The organism is Galbitalea sp. SE-J8, from assembly GCF_030345695.1.
Classification (GTDB): Bacteria; Actinomycetota; Actinomycetes; order Actinomycetales; family Microbacteriaceae; genus JAUASV01.
In genome coordinates this window covers 1-6,525 of record NZ_JAUASV010000040.1, presented here as the reverse complement: position 1 = coordinate 6,525, position 6,525 = coordinate 1, and the positions used below count along the sequence as shown (strand labels likewise).

2 protein-coding genes and 1 pseudogene are annotated in these 6,525 nt (G+C 65.0%); all 3 read left to right on the top strand.

All coding sequences use genetic code 11. The features are described from left to right. Positions 1-169: pseudogene (locus tag QT381_RS15515) on the top strand (IS256 family transposase); the annotation flags it as partial. Positions 170-271: 102 nt separating this feature from the next. After that, entirely contained in the window at positions 272-3,187 is a 2,916-nt protein-coding gene (locus QT381_RS15510; RefSeq protein ID WP_289249936.1) for a DEAD/DEAH box helicase, read from the top strand. A gap of 1 nt (position 3,188) precedes the next feature. Next, the coding region (locus tag QT381_RS15505; protein ID WP_289249935.1) for an N-6 DNA methylase at positions 3,189-6,525 on the top strand (3,337 nt) is incomplete at its 3' end.

The window sequence follows — 6,525 nt, the reverse complement described above, 5'->3', positions numbered from 1 at the left end:
CGACCGCGACAGCGTGACCCGCCTCATCGGCGCCGTCCTGCACGAACAGCACGAGGAATGGCAATACGGCGAACGCCGCTATCTCTCCGACGTCTCGATGCGCAAACTCCTCCACACCCTGCAAGAGACCGCCGAGCCCGCACGCCCCGACCTCTACCTCACCGCCTGACCACCACCCACCACAGGGAACAACAAAGTGACACCACGCCACGGGACTTGACCGGTCAAGAAAGCCGACTCTGAGGGCTACGTAGAATCTGGGTGCCGGACTGTGTCGGCACCTGTCACTACTGTGGGCTGGGAAGTTGACGTCGATCGGGGAGCCCATCTGGTGCTGGTGGATGCAGTGAGCAGTAGCGCGATCGCGCCTGGCTCGATCGTGATCGTCCGCGACGCCGAGTGGCTGGTCGTCGCGACAGAAGAGACGAAGTCCGGCCTGCTTGTCCGCGTGCACGGACTCAGCGAGCTGGTCCGCGGCGCGGCGGCGAGCTTCTACTCGGATTTCGACGACATCGTCCCGCTTGACCCGGCGCAAGCGAGGATCAAGGCGGATGACTCTCCTGGGTACCGGCGGGCGAAGCTCTGGCTCGAGGCAACGATCCGCAAGACCCCACTGCCGCTTGGCGGTCCGGAGCTCAGCGTTAGCACGCACATGCTTACGAACACGCTCGGCTATCAGCGCAGTGCGGTCCGTCAGGCATTCGATCGGGACAATCTGCGGCCGCGGCTGCTCATCGCCGATGCGGTCGGTCTCGGTAAGACGATCGAGATCGGGATGATCCTGTCGGAGCTCGTACGCCGCGGTCGCGGCGAACGCATCCTCATCGTGACGCCGAAACACGTCTTGGAGCAGATGCAGTTCGAGATGTGGACACGGTTCGCACTCCCGTTCGTCCGGCTCGACTCGGTCGGCATCCAGCGCGTGCGGCAGGACTTACCGGCGACTCGGAACCCGTTCAGCAAGTTCAAGCGCGCGATTATCTCGATCGACACGCTGAAGCAAGACCGCTACCTGCAGTACCTCAAGGACTTCAAGTGGGACGCGGTCGTCATTGATGAGTCGCACAACATCACCGGTGCCACGTTGAACAACCGTCTCGCCCGCACGCTCGCGCCGCAGACCGAAGCGCTAATCCTCGCCAGCGCGACGCCCCACAACGGCAAGAAGGAGTCCTTCGCCGAGCTGATCCGGCTGCTCGAGCCAACCGCGGTCAGCCCGAAGGGCGACATAAATCCTGCGATGCTTCCCAAGCTGGTCATCCGACGGCACCGCTACAGCCCGGAGGTGAAGCTCGAGGTCGGCAGTGACTGGGCCGAGCGCGTTCCGCCGAACAACGTCCTCATCCCGGCGGGCCCAGCGGAGAACGCGATCGCCGACGAACTAGCGAAGGTCTGGCTGCATCCGGCTGGTGGCCATGCACCATACAGCGGTCAGAACTCCAGCCTCTTCCCATGGACGCTGGCCAAAGCATTCCTGTCTTCGCTGCCCGCCTTCCGTGACACGGTCACCGAGCGCCTGAAGCGACTTCCGAGCAGCGAGCGCGCCGGTGCCGAGCGCGCGGCACTGCAGCGGCTGCTCGACCTCGCTGATGCGGCGAAACCGGAGGAGTCGGCGAAGTATCAGAAGCTCCTCGAGGCGCTTAAGGAAATCAAGATCGGACCTGCGAGCGAGGAGCGCGCCGTGGTGTTCTCCGAAAGAGTCGCGACGTTGAAGTGGCTCGAGCAGCAGCTCCAGAAGGACCTCGGGCTCAAGCCCGATCAGGTGCGGGTCCTGCACGGTGGCCTCAGTGACGTCGAGCAGCAGGAGATTGTCGAGAGCTTCAAGCTCGCTTCGAGCCCAATTCGTATCCTCGTTACCGGCGACATCGCCTCCGAGGGCGTGAACCTGCACTCGCAGTGCCATGAGCTGGTCCACTACGACGTCCCGTGGAGCCTCATCCGCATTGAGCAGCGCAATGGTCGCATCGACCGCTACGGGCAGAAGCATTCGCCGCGCATCACAACGCTGCTGCTCAATCCGTCGAACGACAAGTTCTCCGGGGACGTGAAGGTCATCACTCGTCTGTTGCAGCGGGAGAACGAGGCCCACACCGCGCTCGGTGACGCCGCGAGCCTGATGGGCAAGTATGACGCCGACGCGGAGGAGAAGGCCGTTATGGAGGCGCTCGCGACGGGTGCAGACTTCGATACGGTTGTTCCGCAGGTCGCCGACGTGGCGAGTTCGGACGACCCGTTCGCCGTATTCCTCGCACTCGCCGCGCAGGCCGGGGCAGTCCCTGCGGTCACCAGCACTGAGATTACAGACCTCGCTCTCTTCGACAGCGCCGACGCTTACCTGGTCGAGGCGCTCCGCGAGCTGTCCGACACGCCCGAACGCTCGCTGGCCCAGGGGGGCTTCGACCTCAATCGACAGCCTCAGCACAATGTGCTGTCGGTAAGCCCGCCGCGAGACCTCGCGCAGCGCCTCGCTGTGCTCCCGCAGTCTTACCTCCAGGCAGAAAAGGTGACGGAATCCCTCCTGCTCGCTACTAGTCCGCAGGCAGCGAATCAGGCGCTGCAGCAGGCGCGCGACGATATTCATCGCGACTCGCTATGGCCTGAGGCGCACTACCTCGGCCCGCTGCATCCAATTCTCGACTGGGCGAGCGACCGTGCGCTTGCGAAGCTCGCCCGCAACGAGGTGTTTGCCATCAAGGGCGAGGTCGACACCCCCACGATCCTCCTGGTTGGCACGCTGACGAACAAGCGCGGCCAGGTCGTTGGCTCGACCTTCCTCACCGTGAAATGGCTCTCGTCGGATGCGCACCCGGTCGAGGCACTGGTAATCACACCGCACGACTCCGCGCACGCGGCGCTCGAGTCGCTCGGCGTGACGAAGGCGCTCGTCAACGACGGCCCCTTCGACACGGACAGGTGGCAGTCCCTCGTCTCCGTAGCGGTGCAGCGGGGGGCTGCCGAGTGGATGGCAAACTTCGAGATCATCGCCCGCGCCGACATCGCCGACCGTGTGCAGATGTGGTCGTCCCGCGTCGAGGCCTGGGAGTCCGAGGCGAATGCGCTCGTCCAGGTCGCTGCGCTTAAGGAGCGCACGGCACGCGTCGCCGCCGAGCAGGCGATCGCCCAGTCCATGATGCCCAGCCAGACCCTCGTCCGCCCACTGCTTGTCGTGATCCCGAAGGAGGCGTGAGATGGCGAGTGACGCATTCATCGTCGTCGAGAGCTGGATCAGCGAGCACTATTTCACGACCGAGGGCAAGCAGTCCTTCAGCCAGCGCGTGCTCGACCGACGCAAGGTGTGGGAGGTGGCGGAAGAAAGCCCGCGGAAGGCGATCGGCGCCATCATCGGCCAGCTCTCGAAGACCCTCGCCGGGCTCGACGAGGAGCATGACGAATACCAGGGCGAACAGGTCACCAAGCCGCTATTCCGGGCGCTCGGCTACGCCGATCCGATCTACCACCCGACGGTCACCGGCCCGGTGACCTGGATTAGTGTCGCTGGCGTCGAGACCCCGTCCGTTGCGGTCATCGAAGCGCGCAACGTCGAGACCCTCGAAGACCTGCTCACCAAGGACGGCAACACCCTTCTGATCCCCTATGAGGTCGAGGGCGAGCGCCCGGTGACGAGCCTCGCTCGTCTGCTCTCGACGATAGTCGTCGCCGACGATGCGCCCGAGTTCGTCATCGTGCTCGCAGGACGCTGGGCCCTGCTCGTCGACCGCGAACGCTGGCCGGAAGGCCGCTACCTGGCCGTCGACGTGCAGCTCATCGCCGAGCGCAACGAGACGAAGAAGGGCGGTGAGCTCGACCGGCTCACCGCGATCCTCGCTGCCGAGTCGGTGATCGCGGATGCCGAGGGCAAGGTCTGGTGGCAGACCATCCGCGAGGAGTCGGTCAAGCATACGGTCGGTGTCTCCCAGGACCTCCGTGAGGGCGTCCGCCTCAGCATCGAGACCATCGCGAATGATGTGGTGCAGCGCCGCGCCGCGCAGAGGCTTGACCCGATCGATCAGTCCCAGGCGCAGGACCTCGCGAAGCAATCACTCCGCTTCATTTACCGCATCCTGTTTCTCCTCTACGCGGAGGCGAGCGTGGAGCTGAAGGTGCTGCCGGTCAACGCCGATGAGTTCGAAGAGGGCTACAGCCTCGACCGCCTCCGCGATCTGGTGCTCGTCGCGCTGGTCGGCGACGCCGAGCAGCGCACCCACTTCTACGACTCGCTCGCGGTCCTATTCCGCCTGGTTGATCAGGGATCGCGAGACCGTGACGACCCTGATCTTCGCCAGGGGCTGACCTTCAACTCCCTTCGTGCCGACCTCTTCAAGCCCGAAGCGACCGCGCTGATCGCCCAATCGAAGCTCTCTGATGCCGCCCTACAGCGGGTGCTCGACCGTCTGCTGCTGTCGAAGGCGCAGAAGGGCAAGGACCGCGGCTTCATCTCCTACGCAGACCTCGGCATCAACCAACTCGGTGCCGTGTATGAGGGCCTCATGTCCTACACCGGGTTCTTCGCCACCGAGGACCTCCACGAGGTCGCCCCTGACGGTAACCCTGAGAAAGGCTCCTGGGTCGTCCCGGTCACCCGGTCCGGTCATCTCAACGAGAAGGACTTCGTCAAGGTGGAGGACGAGATTACCGGTGAGGTGAAGTCGGTCGTCCACAAGGCCGGCAGCTTCGTCTACAGGCTCTCTGGCCGGGACCGCCAGCAGTCCGCCTCGTACTACACGCCCGAGGTGCTCACCCGCTTCACCGTGTCGCAAGCCCTCGAGGAGCTCATCACCGACGAGATGACCGCCGACGACGTCCTCGGCCTGACCGTATGCGAGCCGGCGCTCGGCTCCGGCGCGTTCGCCATCGAGGCGGTTCGGCAGCTCGCTGATCACTATCTCGACAAGAAGGAATCAGAACTCGGTCGGAAGGTCGACCCCGACGAGCGTCCCCGGGAGTTGCAGAAGGTGAAGGCGTCGATCGCCCTTCACCAGGTCTACGGGGTCGACCTCAATGCGACGGCCGTCGAGCTGGCGGAGATCTCGCTCTGGCTTGACACAATGAGCGAGGGCCTCCTCGCTCCGTGGTTCGGCCTGCACCTGCGGCGTGGCAACTCGCTCATCGGAGCGCGTCGCGCCACCCTCTCGCGGGAACAGGTGGAGTCCAAGGGCTGGCTCAACGACGTGCCGAAGAGCCGGCCGCTCGGCGAGGACTATCCCGGCGCCATCCATCACTTCCTGCTTCCCGCCGCCGGGTGGGGCGCGACGGCGGACGCCAAGGAGGCGAAGGAGCTCGCCCCAGACGCGCAGAAGGCGCTGAATGCCTGGCGGAAGGCGGCGAAGCAGAAGCCGTCGAAGAAGCAGCTTGACCAGCTGGTGAATCTCGCCCACCGTGTCGAGACCCTCTGGGCGTTCGCGCAGCGTCGCCTCGAGATCGCCGAAGCGGAGGCGCGGCGACCCATCAAGCTGTGGGGCCAGTCCGAAACGGAATCGGATGAACTGCCGCACTCGATCGGTCGTGAGGAGATCGAGGCGAAGCTCGCCGATCCGGAGGGTGCGTACCGGCGCCTCCGGCGCGTCATGGATGCCTGGTGTGCGCTCTGGTTCTGGCCGCTGACCGACGGCCTGACGGAGGGTGCGGAGCCGCCGACTTGGGAGCAGTGGATCACCGCTCTGACTGGAATCCTCGGTGTGCACAGCGAGGGGGCCAAGGGCAAGAAGTACGCAGGTGGCGAGCTGCTAGGACTGCCGACAGGATGGGCCGACCTCAATGACGCGGAGCAGATCGACCTCGGCTTCGCCGGCGCCCAGCCGGTCGCTGACCTCCTTAAGAGCACGCCCTGGCTCCGTGCGGCGGAGAAGATCGCCCAGCAGTACGGCTTCTTCCACTGGGAGCTCGACTTCGCCCCGGTCTTCGCGAAGGGTGGCTTCGACCTCCAAGTCGGGAACCCGCCGTGGGTGCGGCCCCGTTCCGACGTCGAGGCGCTGCTCGCCGAGGGCGACCCCTGGTGGCAACTCAAGGCCAAGGATACTGCCGCCGAGCTCGTACAGCACCGGGCGGATGCGCTTAGGGTGCCCGGTGTGCGTGAGATCGTGATCGACGGCACCGCCGACATCGCCGGCATCGCGGCCTTCGTAGGCAGTGCGCAGCTATACCCGTACCTCGCCGGACTCCAACCCGACCTCTATCGCTGCTTCATGTCGCTGACCTGGGCACACGCCAAACCAGCAGGTTCGGTCGGCCTAATCCACTTGGAGTCCCATTTCACCGATGAAGAGGCTGGCCCGCTTCGATCCGCCGCTTACCGGCGGCTCCGTCGACATTGGCAGTTCATCAACGAGCTTCAGTTGTTCGAGATTCAGCACCAGAAGCGCTACGGGATCAACGTCTACAGCGGTCCGCGAGCTCCCCACTTCCTGCAGGCGGCGTCGCTTTATCACCCGGTCACGGTCGAAGCATCGCTCAAACATGATGGTTCCGGCAGCGAGCCTGGCATCAAGGACCTCGACGGACATTGGGACGTGCGACCGCACGCCTCTC